At 36.3% G+C, this 529-nt stretch carries 1 protein-coding gene; it reads left to right on the forward strand.

What is annotated here, in order from left to right; translation table 11 throughout:
• The coding region (locus M6F29_RS12145; protein ID WP_298160311.1) for a hypothetical protein at positions 1-356 on the forward strand (356 nt) is incomplete at its 5' end.
• Between the last annotated feature and the right edge of the window lie 173 nt (positions 357-529).

Genomic DNA, 529 nt, shown 5'->3' on the forward strand with positions numbered 1-529 from the left:
AGCAAAAGCCAATGCCTGGAAACCTTGCCAGTAAGCGCCGTTCTGAGCATCATCCAGACCTTGGCGCTTTAGGAATCGTAATGGCCCTCTCTTTGAGGACATCTTATTTCCTGATTATGTCTCTATCTCAGTCCGCACTGGATAACTGTACGGATATACAGTTTGAAAAAAGCAATAAAAGCATTGTGCCTTTAGCCATAGGTCACAACAAACTCTATCTGTGTCATAAAGAAAGTATAGACCACTTACAAATTTTTTTAATAAATACTATATGTTCTTGGGAAATAATATTCCAATATTTCAGTCGTATCATTTGCCAGAATGGAATATGCGAAGAAGAGTTTACGAGTATTTAAAAATACATCACCCAGAGTTTTATGTAAAATTTCGTAGTTTAACAGGCAGTTGAAAAAATGCCTATTTTAGAACCAGGTGCACTATATATCGTTTACTACGCGAATGGATACCGTTGGTATTTTAAAAAACTCGCGAATATATAAAGTTTAGCCTTCATCACAACCATCATGAA

This window comes from Ferrovum sp., from assembly GCF_027317285.1.
Taxonomy (GTDB): Bacteria; Pseudomonadota; Gammaproteobacteria; order Burkholderiales; family Ferrovaceae; genus Ferrovum.